This window comes from Burkholderia ubonensis subsp. mesacidophila (genome assembly GCF_002097715.1).
Lineage (GTDB): Bacteria > Pseudomonadota > Gammaproteobacteria > Burkholderiales > Burkholderiaceae > Burkholderia > Burkholderia mesacidophila.
Genome location: NZ_CP020738.1, coordinates 2278399 through 2299228 on the forward strand (window position 1 = coordinate 2278399; position 20830 = coordinate 2299228).

At 61.6% G+C, this 20830-nt stretch carries 27 protein-coding genes and 1 pseudogene; 16 read left to right on the top strand and 12 right to left on the bottom strand.

Going from position 1 to position 20830, the window contains the following annotated elements; all coding sequences use genetic code 11:
- Nucleotides 1-8: 8 nt before the first annotated feature.
- The 7 genes from B7P44_RS37630 to B7P44_RS27615 all read right to left on the bottom strand — a co-directional run bounded on the left by B7P44_RS37630 (nt 9) and on the right by B7P44_RS27615 (nt 4901).
- Nucleotides 9-512, bottom strand: coding sequence for a P27 family phage terminase small subunit (locus B7P44_RS37630; protein ID WP_231716726.1), 504 nt, complete (start codon nt 510-512; stop codon nt 9-11).
- Between the two features lie 250 nt (nt 513-762).
- Nucleotides 763-1128, bottom strand: coding sequence for an HNH endonuclease (locus B7P44_RS27590; protein ID WP_084909065.1), 366 nt, complete (start codon nt 1126-1128; stop codon nt 763-765).
- Nucleotides 1129-1320, bottom strand: coding sequence for a hypothetical protein (locus B7P44_RS27595; protein WP_157721107.1), 192 nt, complete (start codon nt 1318-1320; stop codon nt 1129-1131).
- Between the two features lie 163 nt (nt 1321-1483).
- Complete coding sequence (locus B7P44_RS27600; RefSeq protein ID WP_084909067.1) at nt 1484-1891, bottom strand: hypothetical protein; 408 nt, start codon at nt 1889-1891, stop codon at nt 1484-1486.
- 12 nt (nt 1892-1903) lie between these two features.
- The gene (locus B7P44_RS27605; RefSeq protein WP_084909068.1) at nt 1904-2914 is read right to left on the bottom strand and encodes a phage replication protein O; all 1011 of its coding nucleotides are present in this window, start codon (nt 2912-2914) and stop codon (nt 1904-1906) included.
- Nucleotides 2915-2952: 38 nt separating this feature from the next.
- Entirely contained in the window at nt 2953-4323 is a 1371-nt protein-coding gene (gene dnaB / locus B7P44_RS27610) for a replicative DNA helicase (RefSeq protein ID WP_060025250.1), read from the bottom strand.
- Between the two features lie 26 nt (nt 4324-4349).
- A complete protein-coding gene (locus tag B7P44_RS27615) occupies nt 4350-4901 on the bottom strand; it encodes a phage regulatory CII family protein (RefSeq protein WP_084910058.1) in 552 nt (183 codons plus the stop codon).
- 536 nt (nt 4902-5437) lie between these two features.
- On the opposite strand from B7P44_RS27615, the gene B7P44_RS27625 reads away from it, so the two are divergent.
- The 13 genes and pseudogenes from B7P44_RS27625 to B7P44_RS37640 all read left to right on the top strand — a co-directional run.
- Nucleotides 5438-5902, top strand: coding sequence for a helix-turn-helix domain-containing protein (locus B7P44_RS27625; protein ID WP_060063693.1), 465 nt, complete (start codon nt 5438-5440; stop codon nt 5900-5902).
- A 386-nt stretch (nt 5903-6288) separates the two neighbouring features.
- A complete protein-coding gene (locus tag B7P44_RS36765; protein ID WP_157721108.1) occupies nt 6289-6429 on the top strand; it encodes a hypothetical protein in 141 nt (46 codons plus the stop codon).
- A gap of 153 nt (nt 6430-6582) precedes the next feature.
- A complete protein-coding gene (locus B7P44_RS27630; RefSeq protein WP_084909070.1) occupies nt 6583-6789 on the top strand; it encodes a hypothetical protein in 207 nt (68 codons plus the stop codon).
- A gap of 315 nt (nt 6790-7104) precedes the next feature.
- Nucleotides 7105-7659 carry a PRTRC system protein E gene (locus B7P44_RS27640; protein WP_084909071.1) on the top strand — a complete coding sequence of 185 codons (555 nt, stop codon included), beginning with the start codon at nt 7105-7107 and terminating at the stop codon, nt 7657-7659.
- Nucleotides 7660-7677: 18 nt separating this feature from the next.
- Complete coding sequence (locus B7P44_RS27645; protein ID WP_084909072.1) at nt 7678-8160, top strand: PRTRC system protein C; 483 nt, start codon at nt 7678-7680, stop codon at nt 8158-8160.
- Between the two features lie 178 nt (nt 8161-8338).
- The gene (locus B7P44_RS27650; RefSeq protein ID WP_157721109.1) at nt 8339-9418 is read left to right on the top strand and encodes a PRTRC system protein F; all 1080 of its coding nucleotides are present in this window, start codon (nt 8339-8341) and stop codon (nt 9416-9418) included.
- Nucleotides 9415-10125, top strand: coding sequence for a PRTRC system protein B (locus B7P44_RS27655; protein ID WP_084909074.1), 711 nt, complete (start codon nt 9415-9417; stop codon nt 10123-10125). Before B7P44_RS27650 ends, B7P44_RS27655 begins: the two co-directional genes overlap by 4 nt.
- A 4-nt stretch (nt 10126-10129) precedes the next feature.
- Entirely contained in the window at nt 10130-10933 is an 804-nt protein-coding gene (locus tag B7P44_RS27660; RefSeq protein ID WP_088511542.1) for a PRTRC system protein A, read from the top strand.
- Nucleotides 10930-11310, top strand: a complete 381-nt coding sequence (locus B7P44_RS27665) for a hypothetical protein (RefSeq protein WP_084909075.1) — start codon at nt 10930-10932, stop codon at nt 11308-11310. The genes B7P44_RS27660 and B7P44_RS27665 overlap by 4 nt, the downstream gene beginning before the upstream one ends.
- Nucleotides 11307-12080: a PRTRC system ThiF family protein gene (locus B7P44_RS27670; protein ID WP_231716727.1), complete on the top strand. Its 774-nt coding sequence runs from the start codon at nt 11307-11309 to the stop codon at nt 12078-12080. The genes B7P44_RS27665 and B7P44_RS27670 overlap by 4 nt, the downstream gene beginning before the upstream one ends.
- Before the next feature lies 1 nt (nt 12081).
- The gene (locus B7P44_RS27675) at nt 12082-12885 is read left to right on the top strand and encodes a ParB/RepB/Spo0J family partition protein (RefSeq protein WP_084909077.1); all 804 of its coding nucleotides are present in this window, start codon (nt 12082-12084) and stop codon (nt 12883-12885) included.
- A 16-nt stretch (nt 12886-12901) separates the two neighbouring features.
- The gene (locus B7P44_RS37635; protein WP_088511543.1) at nt 12902-13438 is read left to right on the top strand and encodes a hypothetical protein; all 537 of its coding nucleotides are present in this window, start codon (nt 12902-12904) and stop codon (nt 13436-13438) included.
- A 14-nt stretch (nt 13439-13452) separates the two neighbouring features.
- Nucleotides 13453-13596: pseudogene (locus B7P44_RS37640) on the top strand (helix-turn-helix transcriptional regulator); the annotation flags it as partial.
- Nucleotides 13597-13678: 82 nt separating this feature from the next.
- On the opposite strand, the gene B7P44_RS27690 reads toward B7P44_RS37640, so the two are convergent.
- Both B7P44_RS27690 and ribA read right to left on the bottom strand, forming a co-directional pair.
- Nucleotides 13679-14953 (bottom strand): tyrosine-type recombinase/integrase, encoded by a 1275-nt coding sequence (locus B7P44_RS27690; RefSeq protein WP_084909078.1) that lies wholly within the window; start codon nt 14951-14953, stop codon nt 13679-13681.
- A gap of 221 nt (nt 14954-15174) precedes the next feature.
- On the bottom strand, nt 15175-15825 hold the full coding sequence (gene ribA, locus B7P44_RS27695) for a GTP cyclohydrolase II (protein ID WP_084909079.1): 651 nt from the start codon (nt 15823-15825) through the stop codon (nt 15175-15177).
- Between the two features lie 176 nt (nt 15826-16001).
- Here ribA and B7P44_RS27700 point away from each other — a divergent pair, with 176 nt between their 5' ends.
- The gene (locus B7P44_RS27700) at nt 16002-16463 is read left to right on the top strand and encodes a CBS domain-containing protein (protein WP_084909080.1); all 462 of its coding nucleotides are present in this window, start codon (nt 16002-16004) and stop codon (nt 16461-16463) included.
- A gap of 162 nt (nt 16464-16625) precedes the next feature.
- On the opposite strand, the gene B7P44_RS27705 is transcribed toward B7P44_RS27700, so the two are convergent.
- Entirely contained in the window at nt 16626-16952 is a 327-nt protein-coding gene (locus tag B7P44_RS27705) for a DUF4148 domain-containing protein (protein ID WP_084909081.1), read from the bottom strand.
- Nucleotides 16953-17465: 513 nt separating this feature from the next.
- Between B7P44_RS27705 and B7P44_RS27710 the strand changes: the two genes are divergently transcribed.
- Nucleotides 17466-17864, top strand: a complete 399-nt coding sequence (locus B7P44_RS27710; RefSeq protein ID WP_084909082.1) for a GreA/GreB family elongation factor — start codon at nt 17466-17468, stop codon at nt 17862-17864.
- Between the two features lie 140 nt (nt 17865-18004).
- Here the strand turns inward: B7P44_RS27710 and B7P44_RS27715 are convergent, their stop codons facing one another.
- Nucleotides 18005-19123 carry a porin gene (locus tag B7P44_RS27715; protein ID WP_084909083.1) on the bottom strand — a complete coding sequence of 373 codons (1119 nt, stop codon included), beginning with the start codon at nt 19121-19123 and terminating at the stop codon, nt 18005-18007.
- A gap of 594 nt (nt 19124-19717) precedes the next feature.
- Between B7P44_RS27715 and B7P44_RS27720 the strand changes: the two genes are divergently transcribed.
- Nucleotides 19718-20092: a YXWGXW repeat-containing protein gene (locus B7P44_RS27720; protein WP_084909084.1), complete on the top strand. Its 375-nt coding sequence runs from the start codon at nt 19718-19720 to the stop codon at nt 20090-20092.
- 197 nt (nt 20093-20289) lie between these two features.
- Here the strand turns inward: B7P44_RS27720 and B7P44_RS27725 are convergent, their stop codons facing one another.
- Nucleotides 20290-20676: a winged helix-turn-helix transcriptional regulator gene (locus B7P44_RS27725; RefSeq protein ID WP_084909085.1), complete on the bottom strand. Its 387-nt coding sequence runs from the start codon at nt 20674-20676 to the stop codon at nt 20290-20292.
- Between the last annotated feature and the right edge of the window lie 154 nt (nt 20677-20830).

The window sequence follows — 20830 nt, forward strand, 5'->3', positions numbered from 1 at the left end:
AGCCGGCGTCAGGCGTGCGAGACGCTCGGATGTGACTGCGCGTGCTCCAGAATTTGATCGAACAAATCGTCCTGCGGATCGTCCGGCTCCATCTTGGATTTCGCGATCAGCATCGACGGTAACGTCAGGCAGGCTTCCGGCAGACATTTCAGCAATCCGTCCTTCAGCGCCTTCGCCGCGTAGTACAACTGGTGCGGCTGAACATGGCCGTTCGGCGTCGTCACCATGAACGAGCCATTGTTGAGTTTTTCGAAATCGCGCAGCTGCAGCTCGGCTTTCACCCAGCGCACGAAGTCAATGCACACGATCGCGAGCACGACGCCCGCAGTCTTGTGCGGCACGCCTTCGTCGCGCAGTGCCATGCACAAGTAGTCCCACACCTTGCGATGCGACGACTCGAAGTGCACGCCGGGCGGCGGTGACGGCGACTCGATTCGCTTTCCGACACGATTCGAGGCGGTAGAAGGTTCGACGCCCGCGCCGGGCGTCACATTCGAATCAATCGGCCCCATGAGGCGCTCCCGTTGTAATCGAGACTCGAAACGAGTCACGACTCGTTTTAGCCTCTCTATGGGTGAGATTCTTTAACCCCCCCCTCTCTGAAAAGTGCTCGCCGAAAATCTGGCCCTGAACGGGCGGTCCCGGCTGGTTTCGGCCCAAGAAAAACACCCCCCGCCCGCACCATGGCGGTGCACCGGGAAGGCGGGCAGAAAAATCGTGAAATCGCCGAAGATGCGCGAAGATGTCTCGCGAGCGCCGGGCCTAGCCCTTGGGACCGCCGTGCGACTCGCGGCCGGTCTTCAACTGATGGCACGCGCGACAGATCGCCTCGAGATTCGACTCGTCGTCGGTCCCGCCGCTCGCCTTGTTCACCTTGTGGTCGACCATGCTCGCTGCACGCAACCGACCGGCACGCTTGCACGGCTGGCACATCCCGTTGTCACGCTTGAGAATCGTCTTTCGCAGCTTGTCCCACCGCGCGCCGTATCCACGTTGATGACGATTGCCGCGCTCACGATCGGACTGCCATCCGATCGACTCGCGCGCATGCTCTTCGCAGTAACCCGGCTCGTCGAGCAGTCGACCACATCCGAAGTGCCGGCATGATGTTGGCGCTTTCTTCGGCATTCATAACTCGCGAGATTGTGCTGCGAATTTCGCCGACAAGGCCGCATCGGCGATTTGACGCGCAGCGCGCTCGTTGTCGATTCGCGCCGACAGCGCGTCGAGTTGCGCCACGGTCGGTGCCCGTTCGTTGCTTCGAAGTTCGAGCGCGGGCTGTACCAGCCACAACACCAGGCGCGCGTAGAGTCGTTTCATGGTCCCCCCTCGGACATCGCGCATCGGCGAGCCCAATGCAAAAAGCCCCGACGCTTTCGCAGTCGAGGCTTCGTGATTCTTCCGGGCGAGCGACGGTCCGGCAAAGGCCGCACGCACTCGGTAAAACTCACCGGATCAAATTGTGGAACGAAGTGTAGAACAGCTATTTCGATTCCGCAACACCTTCCGTCAACTTGTCGATCACCGCCTGCATCGACACATACCGAGGCGCCGGCACTTTCAGCTTCTCATCAACGGCGCGCTTGGCATGCGTGAGCGCGAAATCGAAGATCGACGTCGGCCGCACCTTAAGGCCAAGACGCCGGCAGATCACGAAAGGCGGCTTGCTCCACACGTAATGCATCTGCAGTAGCTTTCGGTCGAGCGGCATCACCTTGCGCACCGCGACCTCTACCCTGTTCGCATCCTCAAGATCGATGGTCGAGTCGATCGCACGACCGCCCACTGACGGAAAGTAGATATTCGCGACAAGCGAATCGCCGCCACTGTCGCCACCGCCACCGTTCCGCTGCGCGCGGGCCCAATTTTCCAATCGCTTCTCAATCGACATGTATCCCCCGCATCAATTTTCGTAAAGGCCGACGTGCAGCCGGCAGTAGCCGCGGCGCGCCGAGCCCGCTCCGAGAATGGATGTCGCCGCGTTGCTACACCGCTCACCGTTTTCGCCAACGTGCGCACAGCGTCGATCGTCCTGCGCCCGCTGTTTCGTCGGATCGTGTTGACGCGCCAACGCATGATTTCGCTTCGTGCGCAGCTGCTCCCAGTGCTTTTTCAGCCGAGCCGGATCGAGAATCACCGTGCGCCAAAAGCCGTCCTGCAATGCCCACGTCCACAGCTTTACGATCTGAGACTCTTCGAATCCGTCAGTCAGCATTTCGTCGACAACGGCAGCCCATTCAACGAGGTTCGGCGCGGCCGCACCCGGATCGCTGTCGTGAAGCCGACGCGCCATCCATGCCGCAAGCTTTGCCACTGCCTCTTGACGATCTTCCTCTCTGCCCGTACCCTCGCCCCCCAGGTATACCGACGTCGTTTGAGAGAGAGATAACGCTTCGTAATTTCTATTCATTGGGTTGTTAGTTGGAACGTGGTTCCTGTAACTCCCCGATTCCCCCGCCGAATTGCCTAATCCGTGAGCATCTAGTGAACCACGTTCCAGCAACTCACCCGAGTTACCGGAACGTGGTCCCGAATTGCCTACTTTTTGAGCATCTTCGGAACGTAGTTCATCAAACTGCCCGGAGTTACCAGAACGTCGTTCCGATTCGTCCGCCTGTACGCCCGCAATGTCGAGGCTAAGATCATCGCGTGCACGCCGGGCAACATCCCCCGGCACCGTAAGACGGTAGTGGCCGTGCGCCCACTTCCGCCCACTTTTCCGCGACTTCCACCGCCTAATCCAGCCCTCGGCCTCTGCCACATCGAGGTGCTTCGTGACGGCCCGCGTCGAAAGCGTCGCGCGATCTGCAATCTGATCGATCGACGGCCAGCACGTGTCGTCAATCGAACTGGCGTACTCTGCAATGACGAACAATACGAGCTTTGTCGTGCTCGGCAGGTCGCTCGCAGTCATCGCGCGTCGCCAAGTAAACGATGTTGGCACTCCCGCCATCAATATTCCCCTGTAGGTTCTGCAAAATTCTCGAATCTTGCTAATTCATTTCGGAATGCCAATCTCACCGTAGCAAGTGGCCCATTCCGTTGCTTCGCGATAATTAGCTCTGCGGTTCCCCGGTCCGCGCTGTCCGGGTTGTACACCTCGTCTCGGTAAATGAACTGAATAACGTCAGCGTCCTGCTCGATCGCACCCGACTCGCGAAGATCGGACATCATCGGTCGCTTGTTCGGTCGCTGCTCGAGCCCGCGATTTAGCTGCGACAGCGCAATTACAGGCGCGTCGAATTCCTTAGCCGTCTTTTTCAACTCACGCGATATCTGCGATACCTCGGTGGTCCGGTTTTCGCCCGATGCGCCGTCCCCGGACATCAACTGCAGATAATCGACGATGATCAAGCCGAGCTTGCTGCCAATTTGCCTCTGCAGGCGACGGAGCTTTGCCTTGAACTGCAATGGGGTGATCGATGAGCTATCGAGCACATAAACTGGCGCGTCAACCAAGACCTGCGTTCCGTGCGTCAATCTCGACCAGTCGTCGTCGCGGAGACTCGCCGTTCGCAGCTTGTGCTGATTAATGCGAGACGTGCCGGCTAGCATCCGTGTCGCCAGCTGTTCGTCCGGCATTTCCAACGACAGCACCGCAACAGGCATTCGCAATTCGACTGCTACGTGCTCGGCGATGTTCATCGCGTACGAGGTTTTCCCCATTGAGGGGCGACCGGCAACGATGATTAGCTCACCACCGTGCATCCCGTCGGTATGGCGATCGAGGTCGACAAATCCTGTTGCGGTTCCGCCGATTTGCGCAGCGCCGCCTGCGTGATAACGCTCGTCGATTTGCTGAATCACGGACGTCAGCGCAGCCGAGATCGGGCGAAATTCGTCATCGGCCGAACTACTCGTATCCGCGATCTTTAGCAGCTCGCCCTGCACAAGATCCAACAGTTCAACGGGCGATTTGCCACCGGGCTTCAAAACGGCATCGCGCAGGCGTTCAGACACGCGCAGCATCCGCCTCGAAATCGAGCGGTTGCGAACAATCTCCGCGTAATGCCGGACACCAGCTGCGCTAGGCGTTGCGTGCACCAGGTCATTCAAGAATGCGAGCGGCTGATCGACCCTTGCATCAATGGAATGCAGCCGCTCAAACACCGTCACAACGTCCGCGATCGCGCCACGCTGAATGAGCTCGCGAATTGCTTTGAACACAAGCGCATGCTCGGCGATAGTGAAATCCACCTCGGAGACGATGCCCGCTATTTCCTCAAGCGCTCCGTTATCGAGCAACAGCGCGCCGAGGATGCTTTGTTCGGCTTCGGGCGCCGACGTACGGGCGTGCGCATCCAATGGGTCGTGTGCGCCCATTTGGAAAACCTCCGGGAATTTACTGATTACGAACCGCGACGGCGACGCGAACTGTTCGCCGCATTCTTTGCAATGGCGATCGTTTGCTCGATCTGCTGTTGTGCAGCTCGGCCGGATCGCTCGATTGCCTCGGCTTCGCGTCGATCGATCACGCCATCGTCCGACGCACGCCGAACATCTTCAGCAAGGCTGCCCGCCTTCGCGCTCACCGTGAGCGCCGAGTCGAGCAGTGCACGCACGGTGTCGGTCCCCGTTGCAGTCGGCGTCTCCGCCGAAATGAGGCCGAATCGCGCATTAAACGCATGCACCGCGTCGAGCGCATGTGGCTGGTTTTTGTCGAGCATCCACTCGACCAGAAGCTCGAACATTTCCCCGGAAAGTCGAGTGTCGCAAGCTTCGCGCAACCTGAGACGGAGTGATTCGCCGGTAATTCGGATGCCGCGCCGATCCGTCAAATAGCGGGCGGCATCCTCTACCTTTCCCGGTGTCTTCAGGACCGACGCGTAGAGCACGTCGATCCAAGCCGTTTGGCTGTTTTGGTGAGTCACAATTTCCCCTTGAATTTCACCGAATTTCATCCTGTTAACGTGCCAGCGTTTTCGAGAGAATTGCCCCATCGCCAAACGGAGCACCATCATGAAAATGCAGAAATTCAGAATTCAGCACGCAACAGCGACCCCGAAGCCACAACTCAAACGACACATGCGCGACGCGATCCAGCGCGCCGTGAACGAGGCGAAGACCTCACGCTCGTTTGCGGCATTTATGCGACGGACCTGCGACGCGACTCCGACTGAATGCGTGCACGATTGCGTGACACGTTCCCGGCTACGCCACTCCGATCCGAGCGATCGCACGGCCCTAGGCCAACGAGCACGTCCGGCCGTGCAACAGAAATGAACTGCATCCTTGGCTTCGGGATACCGTTCCGCCGCCACTGAGACACGGCCGCGTCATCGATCTCGAAGAGATCAGCGACAGCCCCGGTCCCGCCCAATCGATCGATGATTTCGCTCGCGTACGCGATGCGCAGGTCGTTTTCCATGGACGGAATTTAAGCACACTTAATTTCAAAAGTGAAGTGCTCTTACTCGTCAAGGTTTAGCCTGCTGAAATGAACGACCTAGACACCTTCGTAGGACGACTCCGGTACGCCAAGACGCTTCGCGAGGCGGAACTGGGGGCGTCGATTGACGACAAGGAAATCGCCGCTAAGGCGGGAGTTTCTCCGTCAGCCGTCTCGCAGTGGACGAGCGGCAAAGTGAACGTTGAGAACTTGAAGGCCGCGCCGGTATTTCGCGTTGCGCGGTTTCTCCGCGTTCGCTCCGACTGGCTTTGGGAGAAGCGCGGGCCGATGAAGGATGCCCAAGACGACCTGCCGCTAGAAGCGCAGGCGTTTTATGCCGACCTCAAGAAGGCGATCGCGCTTGGCATGACGGAACTGGCCGTCACTGCCGTACACGCTCCGCTAAAGGCCGTGCTCGCTATGCATGAGCGAGCTCGCGGCGATCTGCTTGACTTGAATGCGCCGACTCCGCCAGACGACTCAGATTCCAATCGAAAACCGCCGCGCACCTGAACACCCCCACGCGGTCATGCCTGGCCGCGTAGCCCTTCACGGGCATCCCTAGCAACTCGACGTCCCAATCGTATTCGGGCGTCCCGTGCACTCCCATTACCCGCACCACAAGCCCGATGTGCGCCTTGTTGGCACATCGGCTAATCACGGCCAGATCCCCTGGATTGATACGGCCCTCTCCCATCTGTTCGTCCAAATTCATCGACGCGCACCCTCAGTCTTTTTCTACAAAACGCTTTCGATACTGTATGGATATACAGTATGCCCGTAGTCTAGATTTCGCGTCAACTTAAGCACGCTAAATTTTCGTTGTCGTTCGAAATTAAGTGTGCTTAAATTCGCCTCACCGCAGCGCTATCGCTGCGCATCTACGAGGCGAGGTTTCGATGCTTACCATCCTGTTCCGGCGCAGCGAATTCATGCGGCTTAAGTCGCGTTCACTGCAGGCGCGCGACTGGCACCCGCTCGTCGCGCTCGCGGCGCTCTACCTGATCGCCAGTGCGATCGCCCCGGCATTCGGAATCTGAGGCGCGCTATGGATAGCCGCGCACCCAAGCCCATGCCCCTCTGGAAAATCGTGTTGCTCTGGCTCGCCGTCGGCATCGGTTGCGTCGCGTGGACGTACATCGATGAAGCTCCCGACGCCTCGGACGCAGCGAGCTACGACGCGTGAGCAGGCCATGCAGAAAGCACACATGCCAACCCATCTGCTCCGCGTCGAGTGGCAATTGCTGCGTATGCGCGGCGATTTCGACAGCGCGATCCAACGCGAGAGCGTGCGCAAGTCGCTCGAATCATCGGCGCGAGCCCGCGAAATTCGCGAACAAAGACGCGCAGCAACTCGCGCAGACATCAAGCGCCTGCAGGCCGGCGATGCGGAGGATTGATCGATGCCTCGCTGCCACGTCCGATGCACGCACTGCGCTGCGCGTCGATGCCTGCGCCGACATCCCGACCGATACACGCGCCTGCCGGCATGCCGCACCTGCAACCGCAGGAACTACCGCGTCGACCGCTGGATGAATCGCCGGAACACGACGCGCATGCGCTGCGACTGCGCCGGCTACTGGTTTCCACACCGGCGCGGCTCCCTTTTTTGCTGGCACCGAGCCGACGGCTCGAACCGCTATCCCGGCGATACCGATTTCGCCGATCGCAATTACGACGGCCTCGCGGCCTGACTTCACCTGAGAGGTAATCGCATGTCCCTGTTCACGTCACTGCACGCGCTCGCTCAGACAACGAGCATCAATATTCTGATCACTGCGGAAGGCGCTGAAAACCTGCGCGTCAACGTGACGCCTATGCCGAACGGCAAAGGCGAAAAGCAGCGCTGGCCGCTGTCGCTCGTCGCGACGCCAGCTGAACTCGATGCGGAGTTTGCCGCTGCGGTCGAGGTGTACGAACCCGGCGCGACGTCGCTGCTCGACCAAGCGCGCGCGTGCGCCGCTGCGAATCAAGCCGATTCCGCGCCCGCGCTTCCCGCACCGAGCAGCAACCAATCGGCACTCCCGGCACCGAAACGCGGACGCGGGCGACCGCTGAAGTCCGCAACTGCCGGCGACGCCAACACCCCGCCCGCTGACGACGGCGCGAACGCTAACACGAACGCCGCCGACCCGCGCCAGTTGCGCATCGACGATGGCGCTCAACCGGGCGCCGAGAGCGAGACGCCCGCCGCAGAAGCACCTGCAGCCGCCGAACCCGCAAGCGCTACGCCGCCGGCCGCGGCCGACGCTGGCGTCGACATGTACTGATCGACGGGAGACAACATAATGAAAATCGAAACGCTCGCTCGCGAATTCTCGTACAACGGCGCCAAGCTCGCCGATCCGGCCCCGACGTTCACGCTCCACCAGGTCCGCGACTTCTATTCGCAGACCTATCCCGAGCTCACGAACGCGGAGATCGAGGGACCGGTCGTCAAAGGCAATCGCAACGTCTACACGTTCCGTCGCGCCGTCGGCACGAAGGGCAATCGCGCCCTGCCGCACGGCGGCTACACACTCAAACTGTCCACCAGCGCAGACGGACGAACCTACATCGCGGGCATCGAGATCGTGAACCATGTCAACTCCGACGACGCGCGCAAGAAGCTCGACGAGATACGTGCTGTCGACTGCATCGTTCCGCGCCCCGTCCAAGCGTACCTTGCCGAGCTCGACCGGTTCAGCACTGCGCACGTGTGCCCGCTGCTCGACGAAGAAGTCGCGTTCATCAATGCGCTGCATGCGCGCTACTGCCCGCAACCGAAATGACGCTGCGCGAACTTCGAAAGCACCTGCGCGAAAACACGTTCGCGGGCGAGGCGACTCCGCGTGCGCGCGCGAAGCACGTCAACAGCCGACTCGCCCGCCACGTAGAGCTTGTGACTCAGCACGCCGACCACACGTCTCCGCGCCTGCGCCTGCCCTCGCCCATCATGCCGCTACTGCCATGATCGCGGCCGCACTCACCATCCCGGTCATTGCCGCCGGCGTGCCGACGCGGTACGTCACCGGGACCAATCACGGCAGCGACAGCAATTTCGCGCACGAACTCGCGCTCGCGCTGATGCGTGGCAAGTTGCTTACGGACGACGATGCCGCGAATGCTGACAATCACCGCGAAGAAACTGAACTCGCGCGCCACGCGATTACCCGCGAGTGGCTGGACCGCACCGACGGGCTCACAATTTTCGAGTGGAATTTGCGCGTCAGCGAAGAGCGCTATTCGCCAACGCCTTACGCCTCTGGCAGCACTCAATGCGCATGGTTCTCAATTCACTCCAACCAAGGAGCAGGATCGGCGCCATGCCGGTATCTGAGCGCCGGCATTAACCATCTCGAAAGCGTGATGGCCGGCCTCGGCCAAACCGTGCTCGCCGTGCTGTACGAGGCATGCCACCACTACCTGCCGAGCGTGTGTACGCCGCGCGAGACGATCTACATCGCCGAGTACCAGTACTGGCAATGTCACGAGAACGAAATCGCCGCGCTCGAAGAGTTGATGATCACTTACGGCGTGAATCCCGAAACAACGACCGCGGATAAATTCTTCGCGGAGTATTCGGTTCCGCGCCGTTCCGAGTTTTTCCGCGGTGCGCCTGAGTGGATCGTAAAGCCCGAGCAAGTGCTGAGCACTGCCGACGTGGGATACGCGTCTCTAATTGACGATACCGCCGCGGCCGTCGCCGACGCCTGCGACGAAATTCACCGCCTCATCGTCAACGGGGGGCCATTTGCCCGAGTCGACTGCCGCGACGCCGGCCGCGGCCCCGTCGATTATTCGCTGTACCTCCTCTGGAATCAGCAGGACGGCACCGATCGCATCCTCGACGATTTCCTCGAAAACGAACTCCAGGCCGATCCGCTCGATGTCTCGTGCGCGGTCCAGTTGTCGCTCACTGGCAGCGAGATCGGCAACTGGTTCGCGCGGATGCGCAACACAGCGCAGCTTGCGCGCGCGGTCGAAACCCTGCTCGACCTGCTCGCGCTTCGCACCTCCGAAAATGTCACCGTACAGGTACGCGTATGACGACCGTCGACATCTACTGCGAAGGCAGCACACACCTCGAACTGGATTCGGCGCTGCTGCTGTACCGAAACAAATCAGATACGCACGTCTATGTGACGCGGCACGCCGCTCGCGTCGTCGACGGCGTGCCCACGCTACTCGCCGGCGAGCCGGTCACTGAGCGACAACTCGCGACCTTCGCTGCCGCAGCGGCGAAACACGTCGGTCAACAAGGCTTCGTGCACGAGCGCGTGATCTTCGCCGGTTCCGGCGTTGTCGCGTGGTGGATGCCGGCAGGCGTGCGGCACGTCTGGTTCAAATCCGACACGCCGCTCGGCACTCGCGCGGGCCCGGCACTTCAACCCGCATTGCTGTTCATCGCACAAGGCGACCGCCGACACGTATTCGCGCTCGCAGAGAATGCGCGGCCGCAACGCGGGACAGCCCTGTTTCAGGCGCCGTACTACAACGTCTATTCCTCCGGTTCCGTGTGCACTGGCAACGTCGAAATCGCGAAGCAGCCAAACGCGGCCGACGTCGAGCACTACGAAGAGGAATTCTTTCGCAGCCGCTTCACGCACCCGAATGCCGCAAAGCTGATTCAGGGCGGCAGCATTTCCACGCTCTGGCGCCAGTTGCTCGACGGCGCCGAATTTCCCACCGAAAGACTGGTCGCGGTCGACCTGACCGTCGAGTCCGCAATTCAACGCCTCACGCAACGGAGCTAACCACATGTCCACCAAAATCGAAGAAATCAAGGCAACGTTCGAAGCAGCAACGACCGACACGCTGCGCACGCTCGGCGACGCACTCAAGATTTTCAGTGAAGCAGTCGCGGCCGAAGTGCAAGCCGGCCGGTCGCGCCCGATCGCCGCCGACGGCACCGACGCGAACATCGGCCTGGACGAAGCGCTGTTCGACAGCGCCCCGGTCGCCACTGTTCCGCGCCACGCCGAATTTGCGCCGCTGCTCGACGTCGGCCACCGATTCCTGCTCGCAGCCGAAGGCCTGTTCGTCGAGATTCGCCGCCCGTGGCTGCACCTGATTCAACCGGTCGCGCCGATCGAAGGTGCCTGCCCGCATCCGCCGTATGGTTCGGTCGACGCGAAAATCGAATTCGCGTTCGGGCGCATTAGCGCCGCCGAACCGCACCTCCGCCGGTTCGCAACTGACGCCGCCGAGGCGGCGCCGAACGAGCATGCCGCATGGATTGTCTGGAACGAAACGAGCAAGGAACTGGTGTACCGCGAGGTCGAAGTGACCAGCTCCACGCCGACCGAGATCACCATCAATCGCCCGGTCCTCGCAGACGACGAAAGCCTCGCATTCGATCTGCACAGCCACGGCGCCGGCCCGGCAGGCTTCAGCTCGACCGACGATGCAGACGACGCGGGCGAAGTGAAGATCGCTGGCGTGATCGGCGGCGTTGGCACGGCCAATCCGAGCGTTGCGTTCCGCCTGTGCGCGCTCGGCAAGATGATCACGCTGCGCGTTCCGGTGCAGGCGTTTTTCCCGTCCACGGAGAAGGCCGCGTGAACCAACTCGACATGCTCGAACTTGCTGCCCGTGCCGCCGGATGGGAATCGAAGCGCCACACGGTACGCGACCTCACCGCGATCCACGTCAGACCGCACACAACGGCGGCATGGCGTGCGTTTGATTCGATCGGCTCGCGCGCCGATGCGTTCGAACTGTCGAGCGCAGCGCGCATCGACGTGACGCATTTCGCCGATTACGTGACCGCACATGCTGGCGCAGGCGCATTCCGCCACTTCATCCACGACGACATCGATGCGCGATACGACGTCGGTGCGCAGCAGGTGGAGCGCGAGCGCGCCACGCGCCGCGCGATCACCGAATGCGCCGCACTGATCGGGCGCGACGTCGGTGCGCCCTGGTGGAGGACGGTATGACCCAACACAAGACACCGGCACGCTTTCTCAGCGATCGACGCGTAACGGTCGCGTTGATCGGTTGTGGCGGCACCGGCTCGCAAATGCTGACCGGGCTGGCGCGCCTCAATCATGCACTCGTCGAGCTCGGCCACCCGGGCCTGCACGTGACCGCGTTTGACGCGGACACCATCAGCGCCGCGAATGTCGGCCGGCAAATGTTCAGCCCGGCCGACGTCGGCCAGCGCAAAAGCGTAGTGCTCGTGCATCGCCTCAACGCGTTCTTCGGGCTCGACTGGTGCGGCCGACCGGTACATGCCGGCGCCGACGCGATCGTACGTGGAGCCCCGGACCTTGTCGTGATGTGCGTCGACAGTGCAGCGGCACGGGCAAAGCTCGCGCCGTCCTTGAAAAAAACGGGCGGCTACGTGATGGATCTCGGCAACCGCGCGAGCGACGGCCAGGTAATTTTAGGCGCGTCGCCTTCCGCTTCAGGAAACACCGCAACCGCGGATAGCACGCCGCTGCGCTGGCCGTACGACGTGCTGCCCGAGCTGGTCGACACCTCGATCCCCGAAGACGACACCCCGAGCTGCAGCCTCGCCGAAGCGCTCGAGCGGCAAGAGCTGTTCATCAACCAGGCTGTCGTGACGCAAGGGCTCGCGATTCTGTGGGAGTTTTTCCGGCATGCGCGCCTGACCTGGTGCGGTGCGTTCATCAACCTCAAGACCGGCAACGTGCGGCCGATGATCGTACAGGCACATCAGCCCACCACCAAGGCAGACAAATAATATGGCGAAGAATTCAGTTGACGCCTACGGCGCAAAAGGAAAAGGCAACCTGCTCGACTTCGATCCGGATGACCTGACACTCGTGACCGACGAAACGCATCCGCTGTATGACGAGCGCGTTCACTTACCACTGGACGAGGCGATGGTTCGCAACATCGACTTTCAGGGAATCATCCAACCGATCGAAGTCACGAAGAACCCCGAGACGGGCGCCACCGAAGTGGTGACCGGCCGCCAGCGCGTGAAGAACTGCCGCGAGGCGAATCGCCGACGACGCGAGCGCGGCGAAAAACCTTGGTTAATCCCCGCCTTCGTCCGCCGCATCGCACCGAAAGACCGAAGCAAGAAGCTGTCGGCCGCAATCGCCAGCGAAAACGCTATCCGCCAGCAGGAGACGCCGATGACGCGCGCGGCGAAGATGGCGCGCCAACTCGGGCATCACACCGAGGAAGAAGTCGCGATTTTGTTCGGCTGCAAAGTCGCGACCGTGCGGTCAACGCTTGCCCTGCTCGACTGCTGCGCCGACGTACAGAAAGCCGTCGACGCCGGCAAGGTGCCCGTCGCACACGCAACGAGGCTGGCGCGAATGAAGCCGGACGTCCAGCGCACCAAGGTCCGCGAACTGGTCACCGCGGCGGACACGAAGCAAGGCCACGAACGCGCCCGCGCTCAGCGTGAGGTGATGGGCGATTCGTCGGCTCGGATGAAAACTCGGAAGCAGATCGCGGACGAACTCTCGAAGTGCTCAGGCGAACGCGCAGACGCACTCCGATGGGTTCTCGGCATCGAGAACACCAACAGCTAATTGCGAGGACAATGCCATGACCACCGAATATGAAAAGAGCCGCGCTGATGCGCTGACGGACTCGCTGCCGTGCCCGTTCCGTGGGGGCACCGATGTTTTCGTCGAACGCCTTGATTACACTGCCTGCTTTGTCCAGTGCAACAGCATCGTGAATGCGGGCGAGGCTTGCGGAATGCGCGGCCCCATAGGCATTCAGGATAGCGATGACGAGGAAATGCCCGGACGGAGCGCAGCTCTTCGCGAGTGGAATCGTCGCGCCGCATCCCGTGTCGAGCAGCCCGCAGCAGCGCCGATCCATTCCGACGACCTAGCCGTCGATCGCTTCGCGGCCGAGATGAAATCGAAACTGGCGGGCGCCCGCGCGAAGGGGCGCGGCGGCTGGGAGCTATGCCCGCCGGCAGCACTGTCGCGGATGCTTCGCGAGCACGTGGAGAAAGGTGACCCGTGCGACGTGGCGAATTTCTGCGCGTTCCTCTGGAACCTGCGCGCGCCGATCGTCGCAGCAGCGCCGGCCGACGAGCTGGCGGCGATGACAGCAAGGGCCATGCATTAGGAAAACAAACAAATATGAAACCAATCTATCTTGACCTGCTCGCCGTAGCAGAGGCGGTGACGCTCTCCGAAGCGACCATTCAGAAACTTGTGCGAGAGAAAAAATTCCCGAAGCCTCGCATTTTGTCGGATCGCCGCGTGGCTTGGCTGACGCGCGAGATTGAAACATGGGCTGAAGGCTGCCCTGTCTCAGACCTCGCTCCGCCGCCCAACACCGGCCACAGCAATCGACGCAGAAAAGCTACTTCTTCGGATAACGGAGCGCGAGCTCTTCAAGGAACAGCGATAGGCGCGCGAGCCATTCGCGCCGCTCACGGTCGTAATGGTGCCGGTTGTATACGCCGGCCACGCCTGGCGGTATATGGCCAAGTACAGCCTCGGCAACGTCGTGCGGACAACCAAGCGCAGCGAGGAAGGTCCGCGTAGTTCGACGAAGGTCATGTGGCGACCAATGCGTTACGGCTAGCCGAGGACGCTCATGCTTCGGCGCCTGCTTGCAGTATGGTTGATGGTAATAGACGCCCGCCTTAATCACGGTCTGCTTCATCATTTCGCCAGTCGACGTCGGAAATAGATAGCCGTTGACGGCTTGATCGAGGCGTCGCCGAACCACCGCTTCTGCCCGACCGATGAGTGGCACACGCAGGTCGCCAGCATTCGAACGCCACGAGTTCTTCGTCTTTTCCTTCGGCACAGTCCACCAGAGTCCGTCACCCTCTTCAGCGATTTCGTGCTTCTCCATGGAAATGATCTCGCCGCCGCGGGCGCCGGTCCAAAGGTAAAGGGCAATTGCGTCCGAAACCGTTAGGCTAAAATTCGGCATCCAACGCAGCAACGTTCCGGTTTCTTCCTCGCTCAGCACGCGCTTTTTCGTGCCCATCGCAACGCCATCGATCACGCGGCCCTTGCTGCGCAGCTTGCCACGCAGAATCATGCGCCACCAGTTCGGCGTGCCATCAGGCAGCCGGCCAGCGTCCATTGCATAGTCCCAGGCACCACCCAGCTCCATACGTAACCGGGCTGCAAGCGCAGGCGTTGCGCGATACGCGTCGAGGAATTCGAAAGCCTGTGCGCGCGTAATCGATGCTGCCGGCAGACTGGCAATCGGCGTCAGCATCGCCTTAAACATGCGGCGCACCTCGAGCACACCCTTCTCTTTACGATTCGGCTCGAGATAGCCCCCCATGTAATCGAAGCACACCTGCTTGACCGTATAGGCATCGATGGCACGCGTCGTCGCGACGGACTGGCGTTTTTCCCTTTTCTCGGCCGCAGGATCGACCCCGCCATCCCGCGCCGAACGTTTCTGCTCCCACTCGGCGATCGCCGAAGGAAATCCCATCGTCGGCCACTCACCCAGCTTCACCTGACGCATGCGGTCGTCTATAGGCGACTTGTATCGGTAGATCCACGAGCGACGGCTTTCGCTCGCCTGCAGGCGCAGGCCTGGGAAGCCGTCAAAGGTCAGGTGTTGGCCCGCGGGCAGCTTGCTCGCGGTACGTGCGTCGAATCTCATTGGAAGTAGGCGTAAGTTTTCTTCGATAACCAGTCGGAAAGCGTAACTTTTTTGCCCGACCAGTAAAAATCCTACGCCAGAGTGCCAAGTTTTACCGTGTTTCGTCAAGTGACGATGAGGCTAGTTGAAAACGCAACTTTCCGCTCTCAGCCTTTATTCACGGGGGTTTCCGGCTCAACACCCTTATAAAACAAGGGGCCCTGCAGGGCCCCTTGTTTCCGTCACTCGTTTTCCTCGAAGTAGTGGCCAAACTTGGCCTGCTTGGTGCGGATATAGCGCTCGTTTTCCTCGCGCACCGGCACCGCCAGCGCGACCCGCTCGCATACGGGGATGCCGTGCTTCACGAGCGTGTCGAATTTCTTCGGATTGTTGCTCATCAGGCGCACCGAGGTCACGCCGAGGATACGCAGGATCGCGGCGGCGGAATCGTATTCGCGCGCGTCGTCGGGCAGGCCGAGGTCGAGATTCGCCTCGACGGTATCCCGCCCCTGCTCCTGCAGCGCATACGCGCGGATCTTGTTGCTCAGGCCGATGCCGCGCCCTTCGTGGCCGCGCAGGTACAGCAGCACGCCGCGATCTTCCGCGGCGATGTAGCGCAACGCGAGATCGAGCTGCTCGCCGCAGTCGCAGCGATACGAGCCGAACACATCGCCGGTCAGGCATTCGGAATGCAGCCGCGTCAGCACGGACTGCTCGCCGGCAACATCGCCCATGACGAGCGCGAGATGTTCGGCGTCGCTACCTGCGACACGGAAGGCATACGACGTGAACGTGCCGTAGCGCGTGGGCAGCGACGCGGTTGCCACGAGCGTCACGCACTCGTCGGCCCGGTCATTGCCCTGCGTGGGCGATTGGGGACGCGAAGACATCATGAAATCAATCGAACGATCAGGAATATAGGAATTTTCTGGATGGCACGTGACGGCAGTTTACCGCTAATCTGCAATCTGTCACGCGCCGCTGCCGCGCACCCGGCTATACTGGACCAATCGGGTGCCGCGCATCACGCCCAGCCTTCCCTGCATTGTCCTGCACACGGAGAAAGCGTATGAGCACGACTGTCGCGCAGATTCTCAAGGCCAAGCCGGATTCCGGCCGCACCATCTACACCGTCAGGAAAACCGACCTCGTCTACGACGCCATCAAGCTGATGGCTGAAAAAGGCATCGGCGCGCTGCTGGTCATGGATGGCGACGACATATCCGGCATCGTCACCGAGCGCGACTACGCGCGCAAGATCGTGCTGCAGGACCGCTCGTCGAAGGCCACGCGCGTCGAGGAGATCATGACCGCGAAGGTCCGCTACGTCGAACCCTCGCAATCCAGCGACGAATGCATGGCGCTGATGACCGAGCACCGGATGCGCCACCTGCCTGTCCTCGACGACGGCAAGCTGATCGGCCTCATCTCGATCGGCGACCTCGTCAAGAGCGTGATTGCCGACCAGCAGTTCACGATCAGCCAGCTCGAGCACTACATTCACGGAACCCCGGCCGTCACGTCCGTCTGACGGCGCTCCCAGCAAAAAAGGCCCAAACGCGCGAGCGTCTGGGCGGGAAAGCCGCCGGAATGCGGCGACGGAGGTTCTGCTCCTGCGTGCGAGCGATGCGCGCGTCAGGCGCGCGCCGCTCGGCGGTATTGGATGCGTGCGGGCAGACCCGGGCTGTTCAATTCAGTTGCCGAAGTAGACCGAATTCACAGGATTCGGCGCTTCCCGCATCGGGCGGCCCGACTGGGCTGCGCCGATCGCCACGGCGCCGTAGCCGCTCGTATCGGCGTGCGCGAGCAGCGGCTGGCTCGGCTGGATCCGCTGCTCGGCGGCCTGGATGTTGGCCGGATACTGCGAATCGGCAGCCTGGGGCTTGTACCCGTTCTGCTCGAGCTGGACGAGTTCCGCCTTGACCTGGTCGCGGGTCAAGCCCTGCTCCGACTGCGCGAACGACGCGATCGGGGTGGCGAGGACGGAAGCGGCAATCGCTGCGTAGATGATCGACTTCATAATGACTTACCTCCGAGTGCGTTCTGTTTTTCACGTCGCTTCCGGCAGGGTTGTCTGAAGCGATTGAGATCAGTCTAGTCGCCGGATGACCGAGGGGAAACCCTTAGCTTGAACATACTGTGTTGCGTTTTTGACAACTATCGGACGCCACCAAGCGGTTTAATCCCACCCACTTACGCCATTCCGACAACAATCCCTGACAAATCGCTGACATGTCGATCAACGGCTTTCCGGGGTGTTGTACAATCGTAAGGTCTTATACGACTGACGAATCCTCACCACCATGCGCGCACGCCTGCTTTCCGTTGTTTCGCCGTCCCGTCCGGACGGCGTGCGCGCGTTCGCCGGCAACCCGGCGCATCCCCTCGCTCGACGCGCGGCCCAGGCTCCGCTCGCCCCTGCCCGGCGCTTGATCTGACCAGCCAGCCTCCTCCCGGAGCCAAGTCAGACAGGCTCCGGGCGATCCACGTAGGTAAGCCCCGCCTGCCCCTGCCGATCATTTGGAGAACTGCCATGAAACAACGCCTTTATCAGCTGACCGAACTCGACGTCGCACGCCTCGAGAAGCATGCCGAACACAACCCGCGCTTCCAGGCGATGCTCGACGCATTGCTCGAACGCGCCGACATCGTCCAGCCCGACGCCATCAAGGCGAACGTCGTCACGATGAACTCGCAGATCACGCTGCTCGACGAGACGAGCCACGAGAAGACGACCTGGACGATTGTTTATCCGGAGGAAGCCAATCTCGAGCAAGGGCGCCTGAACGTCTTTTCGCCGGTCGGCATGGCGCTGCTGGGCTCGCAACGCGGCCAACTGGTGAAGGTGATGCAGCCGAGCGGCACGGAAAAGCTGATGAAGGTCGTGGAAATCGTGTTCCAGCCGGAGGCCAACGGCGAATACACGCGTTGAGGCGGCGGCTTCGCCGCCTGCCGCAAATGGAAAAGCGAGGCATCCTGACTGGATGCCTCGCTTTTTTCTATCCGGGTCAACGGACGAAAAAAAGGCGCCCGAAGGCGCCTTTTTCAGAGCTGGTTACCCAGCTGTCACGCTTAGAAGCGGTGACGCAGACCAACCGTTGCTGCGGTTTGGTTGATCGACGTGCTCGCTGCCACGCTGTCGCCGCTGTAGATCGACGCGCCGCCTGCGTTCTTCGCCGCACGCTGGTACACAGCCTGTGCGTACACGTCGGTGCGCTTCGACAGTGCGTAGTCAGCTTGCAGACCGAACTGGTTCCAGTGCGTGCTCGCGCCGGCGGCCTTCGCGTTCGTGTACGTGTAAGCAGCACCCAGGCCGAGAGCCGGCGTCAGGTTGTACTTTGCGTTGACTTCGTAGTTGTCGAAGCGAACCGACGGCGAGCCATCAGCTTGGTTGTCGAGACGCGCTTGCGTCCATGCTGCACCGACTTGTGCCGGGCCAAATGCGTACGCAGCAGCAACGCCGTACGAACGGGTACGGCCGCCGGTGCCGATCGCGTTGCCGAACGCGTCGAATTCCGTCGCGCTAACTGCACCGGTCTTGTTGCCACCTGCGTTGTTCGCTTGCGCGTACGCTGCACCCAGCTTCAGGCCTTGGAACTGGTACGACACACCCGCGCTGTATGCACGGTTGTTGCCGAAGTTCGTGTCGTTCGAGAACGAGTACGTGCCGCCGAATTGCAGGCCAGCGTAGTTTGCGCTCGTGAACTTGACGGTGTTGTTCAGCGAAACGTCGCCGTTCGTGCTCAGGCGGTCGACGTTGCCGACGTGCGCGAAGTACGTGCCACCCCAGCTGCCCGTTGCGGTCAGCGGTGCCAGGTAGTCTTGAACTGCGTCATACTGCTTGCCCAGCGTGACCGTGCCGTACTGGCTCGACAGGCCAACGAACGCCTGACGGTTGAACATGCCGTTGTTGTTGCGGAACTTGCCGTCGCCGATGCCGAAGCCGCTTTCCAACGTGAAGATTGCCTTCAGGCCGCCACCGAGGTCTTCCGAACCACGCAGGCCGAAGCGGCTTTGGTCAATGCCGCTGCCCATCGAAAACAGCGACTTGCCATTGCCGGCAGCGTTGCTGACGTTGCTCTTGTAGGTGATGCCTGCGTCCAGCACGCCGTACAGCGTGACGCTGCTTTGCGCGTGAGCGACGGTTGCGAACGATGCTGCAGCTGCTGCAACGATCAGAGTCTTGTTCATTCGTGGAGCTCCCTTCTATAAAAAGAGGCAGGTCTCGCGACCTTGTTCATAAACGGTCTGCAACCGCCCGGAAACGCCATCGGTCCTGCAGGCTGCGTCCGGATAGTTGCCCGTTTGGGAACCGTGAGTTTAGGGGTGTACCCTAGGGCCGCCATTCGCAAATAAAGAAATAAGCTTTTCCATAAATAGAAATAATGAAAATGGGGATGCGTCATAAGTATTTGTTTTGACTATTCTTTTTGGCGTCTTGACAGGGGTTTTTTGGTTGCATTCATCCCAACAATCGTCCGTGTCACCGTCTTGACGGTTGCATAGAAACAACAAGCAGAATCGTACAAATGACACAAATTCGGTAATTTTTACCTGAATCAGTCTCGAATATTGAGCTTCCGGCGGCCGGAACGGGCGCACGGACGGCAAACTTCCGATGAATGGCCGGCGACGCCGGTGATTCCGCCCGTCCTCGACCCGCGGCGTCATCGGGCAGATCGCTGCAGCCGTGACACGCCGTAACAGCCTTGACCGGACGCGTAACCCGGCCGTTGCGCAGACAGGCTAAGGTGTGACGAACCCGACAGCAGAACAGGACACACGATGAATCGACGCTCGTTGTTGCGCGCCCTCGGACTGACTGCCGCCTTTGCCGGCGCCACCGCATGGCTGCGCGCCGCCTCGGCCCAGCCCGCTCCGCCCGTCTACCGGCCGTCCGGCCCCCACCGCGTGCCCGGCGGCCCGCCCTACGACAACCGCCCGAGCGTCGCGCCGCCGCCGCTGCGTCATGACCGCCGCCCGCCGCCGCCACGGGCGCACGGCTATCTCTGGACGGACGGCTACTGGCGCTGGCAAGGCGGGCAATATAGATGGGTCCCCGGCCGCTGGATCGCGCGACGCCCCGGACATCGCTGGATTCCCGGCTACTGGCGACGGCAGGGGCCGGCATGGGTGTACGTCGACGGGTATTGGCGCTAGCTGTGAAGCCGCGCGCTCGCGTCGCCCAGCCCGCCGACAGGCCGCAGGCAAGAACCACGCGAAACGGCAACGTCGATCGAGCCGGCGCCCGCGCGCCGCGCAAAACGTTCGGATGACGAAACCAGTCTGCGTGGCCCGCGCAGAATGCCGAGCATGACCGGACACGCCGGTCGAACGCGCGGCCCCCGGAATTGCCGCTAACGCACGTCGCCGTCGCGCTCACGCGTGTGACGGCGCGCGTCGCAGATCGCGCGATGGTTCTCGTCCGCCCACTGGATCAGCGTACGCATGGGCACGAGAAACGACCGGCCAAGCGCGGTCAGCGCATATTCGACGCGAGGCGGCACTTCGGCGAACAGCGTGCGGCTGACGAAGCCGTCCTGCTCCAGCCGCTTGAGCGTGCGCGACAGCATCTGCCTCGAAATGTCGCCGATCGCACGGCCGAGCTCATTGAAGCGCAAGGTTCCATCGGCGAGCGCCTCGAGCACGAGCAAGCTCCACTGGTCGCCGATCCGGTCGAGCACGTCGCGGATCGGGCACGGCTGGTCGAACGCGAGCGGATCGTCGGCGGAGGATGTCGGCAATGCCTGAGTGTCTTTCACGGGAATGAATGCGGTCACCGCGACGTGACCTGCTCACGCGGCGGTGACTTCTTGTGACGGTTGTGCGGCCACTGTACCATCCCGGCGACTCGCATCCGGCCTGGTTCGACTGTTCTACGAAGCATGTCGACAACGC